The sequence below is a fragment of the Flagellimonas marinaquae genome (assembly GCF_003992675.1).
GTDB classification, from domain to species: domain Bacteria; phylum Bacteroidota; class Bacteroidia; order Flavobacteriales; family Flavobacteriaceae; genus Flagellimonas; species Flagellimonas marinaquae.
In genome coordinates this window covers 146,108-166,036 of sequence record NZ_RZMZ01000016.1, presented here as the reverse complement: position 1 = coordinate 166,036, position 19,929 = coordinate 146,108, and the positions used below count along the sequence as shown (strand labels likewise).

Here is a 19,929-nt window from a genome sequence, read left to right as displayed (position 1 = left end):
GCTCTAAAATCACTCGAATTGACAAATTTCAATCAAGTTACATGGATTCCTGCTTTCGCAGGAATGACAATTAAAGCACAAACCGATACGTAGCCTTCAACAAAAAGATGTTTTGTGGTTTTTGTCCAAAAATGTTGTCCCCCAAACTGGAAAGCAGTCCATTCGTCGGGTCACCATTCCTTGACACATCTTGCGACCATACCAAGAATATTTCCGACCCTGGAATGTACTCCCATCGGATGACCAAGTTGGAACGGAACTGCACAAAGGAAAAATCTGGATTGTCAAAACTAAAATCGGTTATACCATCCAAATCTTCATCAATGGTGTAGGTACCTTCGGAAAGCTCGGTCTGTTCAGACGTGTATTGCACAAATCTATCCGCAAAGGTCTTGGCAACCGGGTCCGTGATATGCTTAAAATTGGAATAGCGTCCACGGGAAATAAATGGTTGTCCCCAATATTGAATGGTCAAGTTGGGATTGATGGTATAATTCAACCGAATGGACATGCTCAAAGTACGTTGGTCGATTTCCCCATTCAGATAGCGCGGCGAACCATTGACATCATCAAAATTATTGATGAACTGCAACTGATCGTTATTGATTTGCAGACTTGGAAATGCGGAAATCCGTAGGGCATTTATCGGTTGGTACACAAAGCCTCCTTCAATATAATAGGTCTTTATGGAATTATCCAGAGCCTTTCTTCCATTGTGAAAAAAGGAAAAACGCATTTTTTTCCGGTTATCGGTGTTGATACTGTTCCAAAAACTCATCCAAGGGGATTGCCTAAGCCGTGGACCGCCCCGCAAAGCAAAGTTGGAGTATTCAATCGGTGCAAAATTGAAACCTATGTTGGTATTCCAGTTGCCCTTCCAGTTTTGCCAGCTGTTGGTATTAAACTGCATATAATTATGATTCCCTTGAAAATCCCATGCTGACCAATGGTTGTAGTTGATGCCCACCCGCCTAAAGGTACTATCGGGTTTTAGGGTTTGATAACCTATCCAAGTATAGTGGCGTACATCATCTGCTTGGCGTTGAAAACCGATATCATTGAGTTCCAGTTCGGGCGAACGCCAGGTGACTCCCGATTCAAAACGCCAATGGCCATTGCCAATCTTTCCTATTTGCACATTGCCCCCGGTACCCGTCAATGATGTTCTGGTGGTATCCACGGCTACATGGTCCGCCCCTACCCTTCCGAACAAATGGGTGATGGATTCCTGAGTATTGGTTATGGCTTCTTGGCTCCCGCGCACATGGCTCAAAGTGATGTTGCCGCCCACGTACCAATCCCTATTGGCCCACTGGTGTTTAAAGTCCAGTCCGCCTGTGTAGGCCGCATCATGTAAAAAATTGAGCTGTTCTGGTAAGCTTTCTCTATTTGTTGCCGTAACAATACCGCCAATATAGGAGTTCCGTTCATTGAAATCCTTTTGAAGCCTTCCCACAAAATAATTGGTCAATGGCTCTACCATTTCATCCCGGGTATCGCCATTGCCATTCAAAATCGTCGCAGTTCGCTGGGCCGTTACGCTCTCGAGTACGCCAATGGCCCATCCATCCTTGGTCTTGCCGCTAAACTTGGCCGCTCCAATAATCGGGGTATTATCTGGTTGATTTACAAATTCGCCGTCCGCGGTATTGGGGTAGCCTTGCGGACTTCTACCGATTCTTCGGGAATAGAAGATATTATCGGAACCAAAAGTATTTCCTGCTTGTGATTGGGAAACACTGAAATCAAAAATGTTCTTGTTCTCCACAAAAAATGGCCGCCGTTCTTGAAAGAAAATCTGAAAACCATCCAACGCAATGGCCGATGGGTCGGCATCCACCTGTCCAAAATCTGGGTTTACCGTCAAATCCAAAGTAAGGTCGTTGGTAATACCGATCTTGGCATCGAGTCCTACCGTCAGGTTATTTTCGCTCCCATCCCGGAACGGATTGTTTTCTTCTGCCTCATAAGTCTCTGTATTCGTTACCGTATAGGGCTGTATTTCGAGTTGTTTCTGGGGTTCGATGTTCTTTAATCCATGGAGTTCCCCAAATTCACTGACCCAACCGGGCTGATCCACGGGTTTTCGCTGCCAAAGTGAGCGTTCCTCGTCCCTAAAAAAACGTCGGGTGGACTGAAACCCCCATACCTGCTCCTCCGCACTGCCAAATTTCAACTGGCTTAAAGGTATCCGTAGTTCGGCCGTCCAGCCTTCATCGTCCACATGGGATTTGGCATACCAGATGGGATTCCAGCTCGAATCCCAATTATTGCCGTTGTTGGATATAAACTCATCTCCCTTGACCCCTGCAGCGGTGATGGTAAATGAAAAGGCGGTACGCTTATCAAAATAGCTATCAATGTTGAACTCTACCCAATCACCATCGAAGCCATCCCTTCGAGACAATCTTTTTACGATTTTATCGGGCTCATCATCATAACAGCGTACACCTATATATAGGTTCTTGCTATCATATAGTATTTTAAACTTGGTCTGATGACTGGGCGGAGTGTTCTCATCGGGCTGCCATTCAATGTAATCGCCGGCCCAATCCACAAGGTTCCAAGCCTCATCTTCCAAAATACCATTGATAGTGGGTGCGGCATATTCACCTAAATCGTGGGTGGTATATGTTTTTTTAACGACTACCTCGGTGGAATCCTGTGCTTGACTTTTGGAAATAGAAAGAAGGGTCGCGAAAACCAGGACTGCATACTTCACTTGTTCGTTTTTTGATTAGGTTGATACGATAAAGACCCACAAAATCAGGCAGAGTTACAGTGTCTCAGAATTTTAAGGTATTTTTAACGTTTCATACGGTTATCATTTGGAGGGTATTTTTGCACTCCTATCCAAATTGAAAAAAGTGGAAAAATATTCCCAATCAACCGTTTGTAATTCAATCTAATAATTGTACATTTGCAGCCCGTTATTCGGGAAAGGTTATTAAATCAATAATATTCGAGAAGTGGATACATTAAGTTATAAAACTATTTCCGCCAATAAATCTACTGTTGACAAACAATGGTTATTGGTTGATGCTGAAGGACAGACCTTGGGAAGATTGGCGTCTAAAGTAGCCAAAATACTTAGAGGGAAATACAAAACCAACTTTACGCCCCATGTTGATTGTGGAGACAATGTAATTGTTATCAATGCTGAGAAAATCGACATGACCGGCAACAAGTGGGATGAGAAAGAATATCTAAGGTATACTGGTTACCCAGGTGGACAACGTTCCACTTCCGCTAAAGATTTATTGGCCAAACATCCTGAGCGTATTATCGAAAACTCTGTAAAAGGAATGCTTCCAAAAAACAAACTTGGAGCGGATCTATTCAGAAACTTAAAGGTGTATGCTGGTGCCGAGCACGGACAAGAAGCGCAAAAACCAAAAGCTATAAACTTAAACGACTACAAATAATGGAAGTGGTTCATAAGATAGGTAGAAGAAAAACTGCTGTAGCCAGAGTATATGTTTCCGAAGGTTCTGGAAACATCACCATAAACAAGAGAGATCTTAACGATTACTTTACTACTGGCACATTGCAGTACAAAGTAAAACAGCCTTTCGCCCTTACAGAAACTGAAGGTAACTATGACGTAAAAGTAAATGTTTACGGAGGTGGTATCACAGGTCAGGCAGAAGCCGTTCGTTTGGCTTTGTCAAGAGCTATGTGCGAAATCGATGCGGAAAACAGAGGCATTCTTAAGCCAGAAGGTCTATTGACAAGAGACCCAAGAATGGTGGAAAGAAAGAAATTCGGTCAGAAGAAAGCCCGTAAGAAATTCCAATTCTCCAAGCGTTAATATACATTGGGTATCGCACCCAACTATATATAAGTTCATTGAAAACCCTGAAAGCGTACATATTTCAGGGTTAAATTTTTAACCAAGTTGTCGTTGTTCCAAAAGGGAATATACATTTCGACTTTTTGGAAACTAGTTTAGCATCTAAATGGGCTGGGCGAACATTAAGTTGTGACCACCAGCGCATTGCTACTTACAACGGAACGTAAACTAAGTACAAAAAATGGCAAGTAAAATTGAAGTAAAAGACTTACTGGAAGCAGGTGTGCATTTTGGACACCTAACACGAAAGTGGAACCCCAACATGGCTCCCTATATCTACATGGAGCGTAACGGGATTCACGTTATCAATCTCTACAAAACAGCTGCAAAACTTGAAGAGGCCAACGAAGCCCTTAAGAAAATTGCCGCCTCAGGAAGAAAAATCCTTTTTGTAGCCACAAAAAAACAAGCAAAGGACATTGTAGCGGACAAAGTATCCAAAGTGAACATGCCGTACATCACCGAAAGGTGGCCCGGTGGTATGTTGACCAACTTCGTCACCATTCGTAAGGCTGTCAAAAAAATGGCCGCTATCGACCGCATGAAGAAGGACGGAACATTCAACACTCTTTCCAAGAAAGAAAGATTGCAAGTAGACCGTTTGCGTGCCAAGTTGGAGAAAAACTTGGGTTCCATTGCAGATATGACCCGTTTGCCAGGTGCCCTATTTATTGTGGACACCATGCGTGAGCACATCGCCGTAAAAGAAGCGCAAAAATTGAACATTCCAATTTTCGCCATGGTAGATACCAACTCCGACCCTCGCGATGTGGATTTCGCCATCCCATCCAACGATGATGCTGGTAAATCCATTGAAATTATCTTGGAGCACGTAACCAAAGCCGTTGCTGAAGGATTGGAAGAGCGCAAAAATGACAAAGGAAGTGGAAAGGACAAGGACGAAGACACTACCGATGCCGTAGAGGAAACTCCAAAGAAAAAGGAAAAAGCTGCTGAAGAAAAGCCTGCTAAGAAAGCCGAGGCCGCACCAACCAAGGAAGAGAAGCCTGCTGAGGAAAAGCCTGCCAAAAAGGAGACTGAAGCCAAGCCAGAAGACCTTACCAAAATTGAAGGTATTGGGCCAAAAGCTGCAGAGGCATTGGTTGCCAATGGACTAAGTACTTACGCTGCACTAGCGGACACTGACGCTGAAAAAATCAAGGAAATCTTGACCGAAGCCAGTTCAACATTAGCTCACTTGGACCCAACATCTTGGCCAAAACAGGCCAAAATGGCTGCCGATGGCAACTGGGACGAACTAAAGGAATGGCAAGACAGCGTTAAAGGCGGAGTTGAATAAACCTGTTGATTTAACATTGTCCTAAACCAAAACACTTTGATAGTGTTTTACTTTACATAAAATTTAAAAAGAAAGAAAAAATGGCAAAGATTACTGCCGCAGAGGTAAATAAACTAAGACAAGCTACTGGAGCTGGAATGATGGATTGTAAAAAAGCTTTGGTTGAAGCTGAAGGAGATTTTGACCAAGCCATCGAAATCCTAAGAAAGAAAGGTCAAAAAGTTGCAGCAAAAAGAGCTGACAGAGATTCATCCGAAGGTGCTGCCATCGCAAAGGTAAACGATGACAATACACAAGGAGTGGTTATCTCCCTAAACTGTGAAACCGACTTTGTTGCCAAGAATGATAGCTTTGTAAAACTTGCAACCGATTTGGCCGATTTGGCACTAGGTTTTGACAAGAAAGAAGACTTTCTAGCCGCTTCTTTCAACGGAATGACCGTTGCTGATAAATTGACCGAGCAAACTGGTGTAATCGGTGAGAAAATCGAAATCGGAAGCTTTGAAAGATTGAGCGCTCCTTTCGTAGGATCTTACATCCACGCAGGGAACAAAATCGCAACCTTGGTAGGTTTGTCCGCCAATGTTGACGGTGCTGCCGAAGCTGCCAAAGATGTAGCCATGCAAGCTGCCGCAATGAACCCGGTCGCCTTGAACGAAGAAGGTGTTGACCAATCCATCATTGACAAAGAGATTGAAATTGCAAAAGATCAATTGCGTCAAGAAGGTAAGCCAGAGGAAATGTTGGACAAAATCGCTCAAGGAAAATTGAAGCGTTTCTTTAAAGACAATACTTTGGTGAACCAAGATTTCATTAAAGACAGCAAGCAAAGTGTTGCCCAATATGTAAAATCCGTAGACTCCAATTTGGAGGTGACTGGTTTCACAAGAGTGGCATTGGGTTAATTCACCACACGCATAAATAAACGAACCGCTTCCCAAAAAGAAGCGGTTTTTTTATGTCCGCATCAAACCTGCAATTCTTCCTATCCCATAAATAATTTTGATTATTTTTGTCCGGACTTCAAGAAACTCTAAATGCATTACAAAAGAATTTTATTAAAATTGAGCGGGGAAGCCCTTATGGGCGAACAACAATACGGTATAGATGCCAAGCGATTGGACGAATATGCCGAAGAAATAAAATCGGTAATCGACAAAGGTGTTGAAGTCGCCATCGTAATTGGAGGAGGCAACATTTTTAGGGGTCTCGCCGGGGCAAGCCAAGGAATGGACCGGGTCCAAGGCGACCATATGGGCATGTTGGCCACCGTCATCAATGGTTTGGCTTTGCAGAGCGCGCTCGAACTCAAAGGCGTTCAGACCAGGTTGCAATCGGCCATCAAAATCAATGAAGTGGCAGAACCCTTTATTAGGCGTAGGGCCATCCGCCATTTGGAAAAAGGACGGGTCGTTATTTTTGGAGGAGGAACGGGAAATCCTTACTTCACCACCGATTCCGCAGCCGTATTGCGGGCCATCGAAATCAAGGCAGATGTGATTTTAAAAGGTACCCGTGTTGACGGTATCTATACTGCTGACCCGGAGAAACACAAAGATGCCACCAAGTTTGACTCCATTTCCTTTAACGAAGTGCTTTCCAAAGGACTCAAGGTCATGGACACCACCGCGTTTACCCTAAGCCAAGAAAACGAACTGCCCATTGTGGTCTTCGATATGAATACCCGAGGCAACTTGAACAAAATAGTATCTGGAGAAAATATAGGAACCGTGGTCAATGTGTAAACTGACGCACAATTTGGTTTCAATTTTATAAATTTGAATGTTATGGACGAAGAAGTAAAATTTATTCTGGACAGCACCAAAGAAAGCATGGAGGCCAGTATCGCCCACCTGCAAAAAGCATTGACCAAAATTAGGGCCGGCAAGGCAAGCCCCATGATGCTCTCTACTGTGATGGTGAATTACTATGGATCACAGACCCCACTTTCTCAAGTATCCAACATCAATACCCCTGATGCACGAACCCTTTCCGTACAGCCATGGGAAAAAAATCTTTTGGGAGAGATAGAAACTGCCATCATGAACGCCAATTTGGGCTTTAATCCCATGAACAATGGAGAAATGGTCATTATTAATGTACCCCCATTGACAGAGGAACGAAGAAAACAATTGGTAAAACAGGCCAAGGCCGAAGCAGAAGATGCCAAGGTAAGTATCCGGAGCGCTCGACAAGATGCCAATAAAGAACTTAAGGCATTGGATATATCGGAGGACCTTTTAAAGAACGCCGAAGTAGACGTACAGGAATTGACCGACACCTATAGTGATAAGGTCGATAACATCCTATCGTCAAAAGAAGCGGAAATCATGAAGGTATAAAACTTGGGTTTTGGTAGGGTCCTTTCCTAGGAACACAACATATCATTTTCTACCTTTGCGCCCAACAAAACCCACATGGTAGCAAAGCTCACTAAAGGATTTTGGCCTAAGGTCGCAAGTATTATTCTCCGCAATAGGATTCTTATTCTACTTGGCGTCGTTGGAATGACCGTATTCTTGGCCTTGCAATGGAAAAACATGCAGTTTTCCAATACCGAGGCCAATATACTTCCCGACGACCATCCCGCAACCATTCAATACAATGCATTTACCCAAATATTTGGCGAAGAGGGCAACGCCATCGTTTTGGCCATTCGGGATTCGGCTTTGTTCACGCCCAAAAACTTCAACCGTTGGAACACGCTCAGTAAACAGCTAGATGCGTTCCCCGAAGTGGACTACGTGATTTCTTTGGAAAACCTAAAAGAACTCGTCAAGGATTCGGAGACACAGACCTTTGTGATGAATCCTTTGATCAAGTCCGCCCCAAAGACCAAACAGGAGATTGATTCGCTTACCAACCACCTTTTCAACGAACTTCCGTTTTACGACAATCTGGTCTACAACCCCGAAAGCGGAACCATACAAACAGTGGTGTATCTGGACAAGGACATCATGAATACCGCAGTTCGGAACGAGTTTATCCTCAATGACTTGGCCGACCTTGTGGAAAATTTTGAGCAAGAGACCCAATTGGACGTTCGCGTCTCTGGGATGCCCTACATCCGAACGTGGAACACCAAATCCATTGTGGACGAAATAGGAATTTTTATCGTGGGAGCGCTTTTGGTAACCTCCATCATCTTTTTCTTTTTCTTCAGAAGTTTTAGGGCCACCTTTATATCCATGTGTGTGGTGATCATTGGGGTCATGTGGGCCTTCGGTATTTTGGGACTGCTCAAATATGAGATTACCATCCTTACCGCCCTTATTCCGCCACTGATCATCGTCATCGGTATACCCAATTGCATTTTCCTTATCAACAAATACCAACAAGAGGTAAAAAAACACGGGAACCAAGCGCTTTCCCTGCAACGGGTGATTTCCAAAATCGGAAACGCCACCTTAATGACCAATATTACGACAGCTTCGGGCTTCGCAACCTTTATCATTTTGGATAGTGACCTGCTCAAAGAATTTGGTATCGTTGCTTCCATCAATATTGTGGGAATTTTTATTCTTTCCTTGTTGATCATACCCATCATTTACAGCTTTATGCCGCTTCCAAAGACCAAGCATTTGAAGCACCTGAACAAAAAATGGATGGATATTTTTGTCAACTGGATGGAAAATATGGTGCGTAACCACAGAATTGCGGTGTACATTACCACAGTAGCCATTTTGGTATTGAGCATTGTTGGGATTTATCAAATGCGCATCACCGGAAGTAGGATTGAGGACTTGCCCAAAAACAGTCATTTTTATAAGGACATCCAATTTTTTGAAGCCGAATTTGACGGCATCATGCCCATGGAAATTGTGGTCGACACCAAGCGGAAAAACGGCGTGATGAAACCATCGACCCTTAAACGAATGGACCAATTGGGAACCGTTATCGACGAAATCCCGGAACTGTCCAGACCTATTTCGATTGTTGATCTGGTGAAATATTCCAAGCAGGCCTTTTATAACGGCATACCTAAATACTATCAACTGCCCACCAGCCAAGAAAACACGTTTATCATGAACGCCGTGCAAAAGTCATCCACTGGAGGCACGGACCTTTTACAAAGTTTTGTGGACAGTACTGGCCAAACCGCACGTTTGACCACCTACATGCGCGATGTAAAAATCGACCGCATGGAAGAAATAGAAAAAGATGTACAGGAAGCCATTGCCAAACAGTTTCCAGCTGATCGCTATGATGTTTTTATGACGGGCAAAGCGCTCTTGTTCCTAAAAGGAACAAAATACTTGGTCAAGAATCTCCTGCTTTCCCTTGCCTTGGCCATTGGACTCATTTCCCTATTCATGGCATATCTGTTCCGCTCGTATAAAATGGTGATTATTTCGTTGGTACCCAACCTGCTGCCCTTGGTCATCACCGCAGGAGTCATGGGGTATTTAGGAGTGCCCATTAAACCATCAACGATTTTGGTGTTCAGTATTGCATTTGGTATTTCGGTGGACGACACCATTCACTTTTTGGCCAAATACCGTCAAGAGTTGGCGGCCAATCGTTGGCACATTAAACGTTCGGTGTATGCAGCCCTTCGCGAAACCGGTGTAAGTATGTTCTATACCTCCATCGTACTGTTCTTTGGGTTCTCGGTGTTCATTGTTTCCAGCTTTGGGGGCACCAAGGCTTTGGGAGGTCTGGTATCGGCCACACTGCTATTTGCCATGTTATCCAATTTGATCTTATTACCATCCTTATTGCTCTCTTTGGAACGAAGCATTGCCAATAAGCAGGTGCTCAAAAAGCCACAAATAGACATTTTGCCCAAGGACGAAGACAATCCCAAGGACAAATAGTAACGGAAACTCCCATAAATTAGGCTATTCCATTGCCATCATTTTTTATCAAAAACCTATCTTTACCGACTCAATTAAGATAGTTTTAGAATGATTTCTTATTCCATAAAAGAATTGCTGGAAAAGCAGCCCGTAGGAGACTCCGTTGAAGTAAATGGATGGGTAAAAACATTTAGAAGCAACAGGTTCATTGCCTTGAACGATGGCTCAACCATTCACAACATGCAATGTGTGGTGGATTTTGAAAATTTGGACGAAGCACTTTTAAAGCAAATTTCCACTGGGGCCGCGCTAAAGGTCACCGGAACCTTGGAAGAAAGCCAAGGCCGAGGACAGAGCGTGGAAATCCAGGTCACCGATGTATTCGTGCACGGAACGGCAGATCCCGAGACCTATCCCATTCAACCCAAAAAACATTCCTTGGAGTTTTTAAGGGAGAAGGCGCATCTTAGGGTTCGTACCAATACCTTTGCGGCCGTAATGCGCATCCGTTCGGTGCTGTCCTTTGCAGTTCACAGCTACTTTCAGCAAAATGGATTTTATTATATGCATGCCCCTATCATTACCGGTTCTGATGCCGAGGGTGCAGGAGAAATGTTCAGGGTAACCACATTGGATGAAAAGAATCCGCCTTTGAACGATGCTGGGGAGGTAGATTACACCGAGGACTTTTTTGGCAAGGAAACCAATTTGACCGTGTCCGGACAGTTGGAAGCAGAGACCTATGCCATGGGGTTGGGCAAAGTATACACCTTTGGCCCCACGTTTAGGGCAGAAAACTCCAACACATCCCGTCACCTGGCAGAATTTTGGATGATAGAGCCCGAAATGGCATTTTATGATCTGGATGCCAACATGGATTTGGTAGAGGATTTCATCAAATACATACTTCAATATGTGCTGGACCATTGCCAAGATGATCTTGAGTTCTTGGAAAAACGCCTATTGGAAGAGGAGAAGAGCAAGCCACAGACCGAACGGTCCGAAATGGCACTCATTGAAAAATTGAAGTTTGTGGTGGAAAACAATTTCAAAAGGGTTTCCTATACCGAGGCCATTGATATCTTGAAGAACAGCAAACCGAACAAAAAGAAAAAATTCCAGTTCCCTATCGAAGAGTGGGGTGCTGACTTACAAAGTGAGCACGAACGCTTTTTGGTGGAAAAACATTTTAAATGCCCCGTAATCCTGTTCGATTACCCGGCCAACATCAAAGCGTTCTACATGCGCCTGAATGACGACGGTAAGACCGTTCGTGCCATGGACGTACTTTTCCCAGGAATTGGTGAAATAGTTGGTGGTTCGCAGCGGGAAGAACGTTTGGATGTGCTGGAACAAAAAATCAAGGAACTCGACATTGACGCCAAGGAACTTTGGTGGTATTTGGACCTCCGGAAATTTGGGACCGCGGTACACAGTGGGTTTGGTCTTGGATTTGAGCGCATGGTTCAATTTGCTACGGGCATGGGCAACATTAGAGACGTGATACCCTACCCTAGAACACCGCAAAATGCGGAGTTTTAATTTGATTTTAGTATTTTAAAAGGTAAGATTCCAATTCATCAATTTATATGCTGAAGCAACATCTACAGTTTAAGCTTTCCCAGAAACTGTCTCCACAGCAGATTCAGCTCATGAAACTGATTCAACTGCCTACATTGGCTTTTGAACAGCGTTTGAAACAAGAGCTGGAGGAAAACCCTGCCTTGGAGAGTGGCAAAGAGGAAACGGACAACCTGGATGATCTGTACGAGGATACCTATGATGAGTCGGAGGACAACGAAAATATCGACACCGAGGAAATCAATATCGATGATTACCTCAGTGACGACGAAATCCCAGATTACCGCACCCAAACCAATAATTACAGTGCGGACGATGAGGATAAGCAAGTGCCTTACGCAGCAGGAATATCCTTTACCCAATACTTGCTCAATCAACTCAATACGGTGTATCTGGACGATGAAGAATGGGCCATTGCAGAGTTTTTAGTGGGCAGTGTGGATGAAAGCGGCTATATCCGCCGGCCCCTCGCGGACATTATGGACGATTTGGCCTTTACCCAGAACATTTATGTGGAAGAGGACAAGATCAAGGAGGTTTTAAGGATGGTTCAAGACTTGGACCCCCCGGGCGTGGCAGCCCGATCGTTGGACGAGTGTTTGATCATTCAGCTGAAACGAAAGGAGCCAAAACCTTCGATAGAATTGGCCATTAGCATCTTGGAGCGGTCCTTTGAACATTTTACCAAAAAGCATTATGCCAAGCTCATCCAAAAACATCACGTTTCGGAAGAAGAACTCAAGGAAGCCATTTCGGAAATTGAAAAGCTGAACCCAAAACCGGGAGGCTCCTACTCTGGCAACACCCGGATGATAGAGCACATCGTGCCCGATTTTTCCATTAAAATAGTGGATGGAGAGCTGGAGCTTACCCTAAATGGCAGAAATGCACCAGAGCTTCACGTATCCAAAGAATATAGCAATATGCTCGAAGGGTACAAAAACGCCAAGGAAAAGTCGAAATCCCAAAAGGATACGGTGATGTTCATCAAACAAAAGCTGGATGCGGCCAAATGGTTCATTGATGCCATCCGCCAGCGACAGCAGACCTTGTATATTACCATGAACACCATCATGGAATATCAGAAAGAATACTTTATGACCGGGGACGAGCGGAAATTACGCCCCATGATCTTGAAGGATATCGCAGATAGGATTGACATGGATGTTTCCACCGTATCTCGGGTGGCCAACAGTAAATACGTGGACACCCCCTACGGCACTAAATTGATCAAGGATTTCTTTTCCGAGGCGATGAAAAATGAGCAGGGCGAGGATGTATCCACCAAGGAAATCAAAAAGATATTGGAAACCGTTATTCGCGACGAGGAGAAGAAGAAGCCCCTTACCGATGCAAAGCTGGCCAAGATTCTCAAAGAAAGGGGATATCCGATTGCCCGGCGAACAGTCGCCAAATATCGGGAACAGTTGGGCATACCGGTAGCCCGACTACGAAAAGAAATTTGATGCGCCACATATTCCACATTATATCGTACCTGTTCCATCCGTTGTTTATCCCGATTGGAGGCACGATTGCTTATTTTCTGGTGGCCCCGTATAGTACCTTGGAAACCCAGAGCGGCAACATCCTCCCCATATTTATTCTTACGGTAATCATTCCGATTATCTTTTTTCTGATCTTAAAGAACCTAGGAATCATCCATTCGATTTTCCTTCCTACGGTCCAAGAGCGCAAATACCCGCTTTACATTAGCTGTATCATTTTTTTAATGATATTGTACAAGGTAATACCCAATAATTACGTACACGAGCTCTTTTACTATTTTACGGGACTATTGACGGCCACTTCTGCAACACTTATCCTATTGTTCTTCAAATTTAAAACAAGTATGCACCTTTTGGGCATGGGGAGCATCTTGACCTTTCTGGTGGCCTTGAGCATCCATTTTGAAATCAACATTACCACTGCCATTAGTTTGTTTACTCTTTGTACGGGCTTGGTGGCAACGTCCCGCCTATACTTGCGTGCGCACACTGCCAACGAATTATTGATAGGGTTTCTACTGGGAAGTTGCTCCCAGCTTATCATTCTGAAATATTGGTTATAGGATATAAAAAATAAGACCGATACGAAGTATGTTCAAGTCATCGATGGGCGCCTCGTTCAATGTGGTTCCATCTTTGAGCAGGGAATTCAGACCATAATAGGCGTGTACATTCCACGTGTTGTATCCAAAATTCAGCATCAAGCCATATTGAAACTCTTGGATATCCGGATTGGAAAATGATTCATTGCCACTATCCATCACCAATTTAGACCGGCCCGAGAAAACATACCCAAACTTTACTCCGGCATATACGCGCCAAAACTTATAATCGGCAGCTGTAGAGGTGCGCCAACGAAGTTCCAATGGAAATTCAACAGCATGCGTTTCGAGCTTGCTGCGGTTAAAACCAACATCTGGCGTTACACTATAGGTGACCTGGTTGCCTTCTTCGGATGCCACCAAATTTGAATAATACGAATTGACCGCGTACCCAATTCCTATGCCCAACCCAAAATTTCGTCTTTGATTTAATGGTATATCCTTGATAAATCCCGCTTGCAGGTTATAGGAAAAATTGCGCTGCCCCATGTCATCAGGTGCATCCAATAACACATTATAGGCCACACCAACATAAAATTGGTCCTCCAAATAGTTTTGATCTAACTCTTGGATACTATCCACAGAGGACTGTCCCCAAGTCGAAACCGAGTACAGGGCACATGCGCCAATCATTAACTGATTTATAAAACGAATCATAAGTGAATTTAAAACAAAAAACGCCCCAAATTAAAAATTTGGAGCGTTTCCCACTAAATCTAAGTTATTGTCTACTGTAGATTGTTAAAAGCGTCTCCCTCATAGGTCGTATAATTTACCTTTAGGGCGTTCACTTCTCTCAATTGTTGCTTGATATCGGTAATAAGGCCCATATTGGCATCCTTATCCACTTTCAAAGCAGTAGTCAATACGTTCTGAAGTTCTTGCGGTTTTTTTGCGCGTTCTGCCAAAATAAACGAACCTACTTCGTCCACATTGGCAAACTTATCGTTCAATTGGATTTTTGGTTCAGTACCAAAAACCTTTTGATATTCTTGCGTAGGTGTTCCCACGTAAATATAAATAACACGATCCTTCTTCTCCAACTTCTTGATTTCAGAAGCGTTGGGAAGGGTATTGGCAACCATTAGCGAACTATCTTTCATTGTGGTTACTGTCATAAAGAAGAACAGTAGCATGAAAACGATATCCGGCAACGAAGCTGTTGATACCGCTGGCAAATCGCCATCCTTCTTTTTGGTAAACTTAGCCATATTAAATAGTTTTAATTGGTTGTTGTTTCTGCTTCTGAAAGCTTCTGTGGGAACATATCTTGGATACGCTTCACTTTGTCTTTCAGGTCATCTCTAATGCTTGATGGAGTCTCCGGATCCAAATAATCCGCTTCCATATCGGTAAAATCCTTACCGTACAAACGCTGTGCTTCACGGTTACGCAAGTCATTATAGGCTCCTACCAATTCATTTTGAACCGTAATGTAGGTGCTATACTTGGTTTCCCTGTCGTTCTTCAACGAAATAATGGCTTTGGTTGGGTTATCTGACGAAGATGGGTCTTTTTTACCTTTACAATAAGTACAGGTACCGTCCGCACCGTTTTCCAAGAAAGCGGTGGCGGCCTTTCTAAGGTCCTTCATTTCCATCAAATTATCCTCGACCAAAAGCTGTCCATTCTTGTTGATGTTTACAGTAAAAATGTTTTTCTGCTTAATTACAACATCTTGATCTGGCGGCTCTATCGGCGGCAACATCCTATCCAATCCTGCATCCGTTTCTATGGTGGTGGTCACCAAGAAAAAGATAAGCAAGAGGAATGCGATGTCCGCCATGGAGCCGGCATTTACTTCCGGTGCTCCTTTTCTTCTAGGCATAATTCAACTTTTTACTTTACAAACATTTTTTTCAAACCTGGTACTACCATCAGAACTACAGCTATTGCTGTTAGGATGAAGAATACGTTCAATCCCATTCCGATGTTTTTCACAGTTCCTTCCGTAGTCTCTACGCCCCTTTCGGACATTGCTTCGACCACGGCCATATTATCAGATGATAGCCCATAAGAAACGGCTACCACGATGGCCAATCCACCTATGGCGAAAAGGGCCTTCTTTAAACTTCCTTTTGTGGAGAACAATTTTGCAAACCCGAAGACTACCGTAGTGATTACGGCAATGGCCAACAGGATGTACATAATAACGAACATAAAGTTCATGGCTCCACTGTTGATGGCGCTTGGATCATCGGCAGAAGGAAGGGAGAACCAAAGTACGGCAGCTACCAATCCGATGACGATGAGCAATATTTTAACTATTTTATTCATGATTCTCGATAGTTTTTAATTCGTAATTACTTCTTGTGGGCAGCCAACATGTCGATCAAAGCGATTGAGCTGTCTTCCATGTCATTTACGATACTATCGATTTTAGCAATAATATAGTTGTAGAAAATCTGAAGGATAATCGCCGTGATCAAACCGAATACGGTTGTCAACAACGCCACCTGGATATCTCCCGCAATAAGGGAAGCACTCAAGTTACCTACAGCTGCAATTTTCTGGAAGGCCTGAATCATACCGATTACCGTACCCATGAACCCTAGCATGGGAGCAATGGCGATAAACAGGGACAACCAAGATACGTTTTTCTCCAACTGGCCCATTTGCACACCTCCGTAAGAAACAACTGCTTTTTCAGCAGATTCCAAACCTTCATCAGCTCTATCCAAACCTTGGTAGTAGATAGACGCAACAGGTCCTTTAGTGTTTCTACATACTTCTTTGGCTGCTTCTACACCTCCTGAAGCCAAAGCGTCCTCAACTTGTTGCTTCAATTTGGTGGAATTGGTAGTGGCCAAATTCAAATAAATGATTCTTTCGATGGCAACTGCCAATCCCAAGATCAAACATAGCAATACGATTCCCATGAAGGCAGGTCCCCCTTGGATAAATTGCTCTTTCAATACCTGGGTGAAACCTTTGCTGGCTTCAGCTTCTTCTTGCAACATTGCTGCAGACGCAGTTGTAGTTCCCATCACAAACATTCCGGCAGCAGCCAGAGTAAAGGATATTTTTTTCATTTTACTTAAACTTAAATTTAGTTAGTTAATAATGTTAAAGATATAAAAATTTTATAATAGAAAAACTAAAATACCTTGCAGAGAGGAAGGGATTCGAACCCTCGATACACTTTTGGTGTATACACACTTTCCAGGCGTGCGCCTTCGACCACTCGGCCACCTCTCTATTGTTTCATTTAGGGCGACCAATAAACAAAAAAATAATCAGTTATAGAAATTTGGAGCGTTAATTTTACACCATTTCACCACGTAGCGGTGTCTCAAAAATTGTCTTGAACAATTTGTCGGGAACCCCCGTCCCCAATAGGTACATCGCTTTTGTAACGGCTGCTTCGGTTGTAATATCCTTGCCATTAACCAGTTGCATCTCCTTGAGCTTTTCGCTCGTTTCATAGTGTCCCATAAAAACACTTCCTCCTGAGCATTGTGTCACGTTTATGATATGCAATCCATTTTCTACCGATTTTTTGATGGCTTCCAAAAACCAATCGTCCATGGGCGCGTTCCCTGCTCCATAGGTTTCCAAGATCAAGGCCTTTAAATCTGGAATGTTCAGTACTGCATGGAGCACATTTTGGTTGATTCCGGGAAACAGTTTGAGTATTGCTACCCGATTGTCCATTTTTTTATGGACTTGCAACGACTTGTTTTTGGTCTCCTTTTTGATCAAATCGTTGTAATGCACTTTCAAATGCACCCCCGATTCCACCAACGGTGGATAATTTAAAGAATCAAAGGCTTCGAAATGTTCCGCGTTGATTTTGGTGGTGCGATTGCCCCTGTACAATTTGTACTCAAAATAAAGTCCAACTTCCTGCAACACGGGTTTACCCTTTTTTCGAAGGGCGGCAATTTCGATGGATGTAATCAGGTTTTCTTTCGCATCGGTACGCAGGTCGCCAATGGGCAACTGGGAGCCTGTAAATATGACCGGCTTTTGCAAATTCTCCAACATAAAGCTAAGCGCAGATGCGGAATAACTCATGGTGTCACTCCCGTGTAGGACCACAAAGCCATCGTTGTCCTCATAATGTTCTTCGATGATAGATGCAATTACGGCCCAATAATGGGGGTTCATATTGGAGGAATCGATAGGATTGTCGAACGAAACTCCTCTCAAGTTGCAGTCCAATTGCTTCAGTTCTGGAATGTTCTTGACCAATTCCTCAAAATTGAACGCCTTTAAGGCTCCGGTTTTATAATCCTTCACCATACCGATGGTACCCCCTGTATAGATCAGCAATATATTGGTCTTGTTTTTCATAGATCAGATTCCGAATATTTCTTTGGAGTTTTCTGTGGTAATCGCTGCAATATCCTCTTCCGGCATACCATATATAGATGATAGCTTTTCCAAAACCTTTATTATGTAAGAGCTTTCGTTTCGTTTGCCGCGATAGGGCGCAGGGGCCAAATAGGGCGCATCTGTTTCCAAAACGATGTGTTTCAAATCGATTTCATTTAAAAACTGGTCGATTTTACCATTTTTAAAGGTGGCCACGCCCCCAATACCCAATTTCATATTATAGGAAAGGGCACGGTGTGCTTGCTCCAAGGTTCCGGTAAAACAATGGAAAATCCCAAAGAGCCCCTCCCCTTTTTCCTGTTCCAATACCTCGAACACCTCATCAAAGGCATCGCGGCAATGGATTACAATGGGGAGTTGGTGCTTTTTTGCCAACCGAATCTGATAGGCAAAAGCATCTTGCTGTTCTTTTAATGTGGTTTTGTCCCAATACAGGTCCACCCCTATTTCGCCCACGGCGTAGAATTTTTTCTTCGACAACCACTCTTCTACGTGGGACAACTCGTCCTTATAATTATCCTTGACATGCGTTGGGTGCAGCCCCATCATCAAAAACACATTATCGGGATAATTGGTTTCCAAATCCAACATGGGCTGTGTGTAAGTAGAATCAATGGCGGGAACAAAAAACCGTTTCACTCCGGCATCCAAGGCCCGTTGCATCATTTCATCTCTATCCTCGTCAAAAGCTTCACTATATAAATGGGTATGGGTATCGGTTATGATCATATGTAATAGTTATGCTATTCTCGCGAAGGCGAGAATCCATTTAGTTATTTTCTTGCCGGTTATTGAAATCTCTGTTGCTCTTATAATAGGCTATTGCCTTTCGAAACTTGAGAGCCCCTTCTTTGGTCTGGTCGTAAATAAACCCATTGAGCTCTGGATGATTCTTCTCAATCCAAGACACTAGTCTTTCCCGATTCCCTACCCAAAGGGAATCATTAAAATCAACATATTCGATAATATCGATTCGATAAATACCTCCATCCTTGATTTGCATAATTTCATTGGTAACAAAGGGGCTTTCATGCAAAAAGTTAATCCTTTCACACTCCTTTGACACTTTAAGATGAAGCTCTCCCCCAACCTTCTTCACACTCAAAATTCTATATGTTGGCGCAAACACAGAATCCCATTGAAACAAGGAGCGATACTCTTCCCGACTAAAGGTTCGAACATAATCCATTTCGTTAAAACGAATGCTGTCCACAAAAAGCCCTACCAATTCATTATAGTCCGATGTATTCAACGCGTCGATATAACTATTGGCAATTTCAACCGAATCAATTTCCTGACGGTGGTTCCCTCCACAGGATACAAAGATCGACATAGCCAAAAAGAGAATACCTCTGAAAATCTTACTGAAATTGGATTTACACATAACACAAAAATAGGGTTATCTTAGACGTCCCAAAACTTTGTTTCTAAATTATACCATTGATGCTTCGACTGCGCTTAGCATGACATTTCTAAATTACTAATATGGCATCCCTCAAAAAATTCCTCAAATCCAAAGACTACTTTAAAATACCTTTGGTATTGACCGAAACCAACCACTTTGAGTTGGTGGCCAGCATTAATGGGGTTACTGGTAAATTTATTTTGGATACAGGAGCCTCCAACACCTGTGTGGGGATGGACAAAATCGAGTTTTTTAAAATGCTATCGGAGGCGACGGACATAAAAGCTGCCGGAGCGGGGGCCACAGAAATGGAAACCTTAATTTCCAATAAAAACAAAATCGAGATTGGCGACTGGAAAAAGAAAAAGCAGAAGGTTGTTCTTTTTGATCTTACCCATGTCAACCAAGCGTTGGTATCGCATAATGCCCTGCCGGTAGATGGGATTATTGGCGCAGATCTTCTCAAAAAGGGAAAAGCGGTAATCGACTACAATAAAAAATGCCTCTACTTAAAAAAGTAAAGGCATTCGTTTTATAAATCTCTCG

20 protein-coding genes and 1 tRNA gene are annotated in these 19,929 nt (G+C 43.3%); 11 read left to right on the top strand and 10 right to left on the bottom strand.

Features of this window, described 5'->3' with window-relative positions; genetic code table 11:
* Positions 1-70: 70 nt before the first annotated feature.
* Positions 71-2,722, bottom strand: a complete 2,652-nt coding sequence (locus EO130_RS14480) for a DUF5916 domain-containing protein (RefSeq protein WP_127142250.1) — start codon at positions 2,720-2,722, stop codon at positions 71-73.
* A 247-nt stretch (positions 2,723-2,969) separates the two neighbouring features.
* Between EO130_RS14480 and rplM the strand changes: the two genes are divergently transcribed.
* From rplM to EO130_RS14430, 10 genes are all read left to right on the top strand, one after another.
* Positions 2,970-3,425 carry a 50S ribosomal protein L13 gene (gene rplM, locus EO130_RS14475; RefSeq protein ID WP_127142249.1) on the top strand — a complete coding sequence of 152 codons (456 nt, stop codon included), beginning with the start codon at positions 2,970-2,972 and terminating at the stop codon, positions 3,423-3,425.
* Positions 3,425-3,811 (top strand): 30S ribosomal protein S9, encoded by a 387-nt coding sequence (rpsI, locus tag EO130_RS14470; protein ID WP_127142248.1) that lies wholly within the window; start codon positions 3,425-3,427, stop codon positions 3,809-3,811. The genes rplM and rpsI overlap by 1 nt, the downstream gene beginning before the upstream one ends.
* A gap of 223 nt (positions 3,812-4,034) precedes the next feature.
* Positions 4,035-5,153, top strand: a complete 1,119-nt coding sequence (gene rpsB, locus EO130_RS14465) for a 30S ribosomal protein S2 (protein ID WP_127142247.1) — start codon at positions 4,035-4,037, stop codon at positions 5,151-5,153.
* Positions 5,154-5,233: 80 nt separating this feature from the next.
* Positions 5,234-6,058, top strand: a complete 825-nt coding sequence (gene tsf, locus EO130_RS14460; protein ID WP_127142246.1) for a translation elongation factor Ts — start codon at positions 5,234-5,236, stop codon at positions 6,056-6,058.
* A 132-nt stretch (positions 6,059-6,190) separates the two neighbouring features.
* Positions 6,191-6,898, top strand: a complete 708-nt coding sequence (gene pyrH / locus EO130_RS14455; protein ID WP_127142245.1) for a UMP kinase — start codon at positions 6,191-6,193, stop codon at positions 6,896-6,898.
* Positions 6,899-6,940: 42 nt separating this feature from the next.
* On the top strand, positions 6,941-7,495 hold the full coding sequence (frr, locus tag EO130_RS14450; RefSeq protein ID WP_127142244.1) for a ribosome recycling factor: 555 nt from the start codon (positions 6,941-6,943) through the stop codon (positions 7,493-7,495).
* Between the two features lie 75 nt (positions 7,496-7,570).
* Positions 7,571-9,970, top strand: coding sequence for an efflux RND transporter permease subunit (locus EO130_RS14445; protein WP_127142243.1), 2,400 nt, complete (start codon positions 7,571-7,573; stop codon positions 9,968-9,970).
* Positions 9,971-10,060: 90 nt separating this feature from the next.
* On the top strand, positions 10,061-11,494 hold the full coding sequence (gene asnS, locus EO130_RS14440) for an asparagine--tRNA ligase (RefSeq protein ID WP_127142242.1): 1,434 nt from the start codon (positions 10,061-10,063) through the stop codon (positions 11,492-11,494).
* A 47-nt stretch (positions 11,495-11,541) separates the two neighbouring features.
* Positions 11,542-12,999, top strand: coding sequence for an RNA polymerase factor sigma-54 (gene rpoN / locus EO130_RS14435; protein WP_127142241.1), 1,458 nt, complete (start codon positions 11,542-11,544; stop codon positions 12,997-12,999).
* A complete protein-coding gene (locus tag EO130_RS14430) occupies positions 12,999-13,601 on the top strand; it encodes a hypothetical protein (protein ID WP_127142240.1) in 603 nt (200 codons plus the stop codon). Before rpoN ends, EO130_RS14430 begins: the two co-directional genes overlap by 1 nt.
* Here EO130_RS14430 and EO130_RS14425 read toward each other — a convergent pair.
* The 9 genes from EO130_RS14425 to EO130_RS14385 form a co-directional block, all read right to left on the bottom strand.
* Positions 13,596-14,297 (bottom strand): porin family protein, encoded by a 702-nt coding sequence (locus tag EO130_RS14425; RefSeq protein ID WP_127142239.1) that lies wholly within the window; start codon positions 14,295-14,297, stop codon positions 13,596-13,598. The genes EO130_RS14430 and EO130_RS14425 overlap by 6 nt on opposite strands.
* A 71-nt stretch (positions 14,298-14,368) precedes the next feature.
* The gene (locus tag EO130_RS14420) at positions 14,369-14,851 is read right to left on the bottom strand and encodes an ExbD/TolR family protein (protein ID WP_127142238.1); all 483 of its coding nucleotides are present in this window, start codon (positions 14,849-14,851) and stop codon (positions 14,369-14,371) included.
* Positions 14,852-14,862: 11 nt separating this feature from the next.
* Positions 14,863-15,468, bottom strand: a complete 606-nt coding sequence (locus tag EO130_RS14415) for an ExbD/TolR family protein (protein ID WP_127142237.1) — start codon at positions 15,466-15,468, stop codon at positions 14,863-14,865.
* A gap of 11 nt (positions 15,469-15,479) precedes the next feature.
* Positions 15,480-15,917 carry a hypothetical protein gene (locus EO130_RS14410; protein ID WP_127142236.1) on the bottom strand — a complete coding sequence of 146 codons (438 nt, stop codon included), beginning with the start codon at positions 15,915-15,917 and terminating at the stop codon, positions 15,480-15,482.
* A 26-nt stretch (positions 15,918-15,943) separates the two neighbouring features.
* A complete protein-coding gene (locus tag EO130_RS14405; protein ID WP_127142235.1) occupies positions 15,944-16,672 on the bottom strand; it encodes a MotA/TolQ/ExbB proton channel family protein in 729 nt (242 codons plus the stop codon).
* A gap of 78 nt (positions 16,673-16,750) precedes the next feature.
* A tRNA-Ser gene (locus EO130_RS14400) sits at positions 16,751-16,838 on the bottom strand.
* Positions 16,839-16,904: 66 nt separating this feature from the next.
* Positions 16,905-17,936: an asparaginase gene (locus EO130_RS14395; RefSeq protein WP_127142234.1), complete on the bottom strand. Its 1,032-nt coding sequence runs from the start codon at positions 17,934-17,936 to the stop codon at positions 16,905-16,907.
* A 3-nt stretch (positions 17,937-17,939) separates the two neighbouring features.
* Positions 17,940-18,707 (bottom strand): TatD family hydrolase, encoded by a 768-nt coding sequence (locus EO130_RS14390; protein WP_127142233.1) that lies wholly within the window; start codon positions 18,705-18,707, stop codon positions 17,940-17,942.
* Positions 18,708-18,747: 40 nt separating this feature from the next.
* A complete protein-coding gene (locus EO130_RS14385) occupies positions 18,748-19,311 on the bottom strand; it encodes a hypothetical protein (RefSeq protein WP_127142232.1) in 564 nt (187 codons plus the stop codon).
* A 152-nt stretch (positions 19,312-19,463) separates the two neighbouring features.
* On the opposite strand from EO130_RS14385, the gene EO130_RS14380 reads away from it, so the two are divergent.
* Positions 19,464-19,904 (top strand): retropepsin-like aspartic protease family protein, encoded by a 441-nt coding sequence (locus EO130_RS14380; protein WP_127142231.1) that lies wholly within the window; start codon positions 19,464-19,466, stop codon positions 19,902-19,904.
* Positions 19,905-19,929: the final 25 nt, after the last annotated feature.